Here is a 420-nt window from a genome sequence, read left to right as displayed (position 1 = left end):
ACCGAGCGCAACGCGACATGTTTGATGCGGAAATGGTAACCGTGGGGCTCGCTCCATTTCTGGCGCGTTTCGGCGTCCAGCGGGCGAATGCGTACGGGGAGATGCTCGTAGGGTTGCGGATTGTCGCTGAAGACCTGGATATCGATCGCGGCATCCGGTGTCTCGCGCAACCACGCCAGAGCACTGGCGATGCTGAAAACAGCTTCCTGATGGTAGGTCTCGGCACCGAAAACCAGATAGACCAGTTGAGGGCGTGTTTTTGTTTGCGCGCAGATCATCGACAACAATATTCCATTTGTGCTTTTCAGTGAAAAGGCCCGGTGAGGGCCTTTTTTATCGCATGGAAAACCTTCAGCGCGGCAGCTTGAGGTTATTCCAGATGGCCATGCTAGGTTCGGCCTGGTTCATCGAGTAGAAGTG

The 420-nt window shown here is 55.0% G+C and carries 1 protein-coding gene; it reads right to left on the bottom strand.

Annotation, left to right across the window (positions count from 1 at the left end; translation table 11 throughout):
* The coding region (locus AC0T7J_RS25425; protein ID WP_473798579.1) for a hypothetical protein at positions 1-284 on the bottom strand (284 nt) is incomplete at its 3' end.
* Positions 285-420: the final 136 nt, after the last annotated feature.

It is taken from the genome of Pantoea sp. E956-1, assembly GCF_982223955.1.
This window is presented reverse-complemented; position numbering and strand designations above follow the sequence as displayed.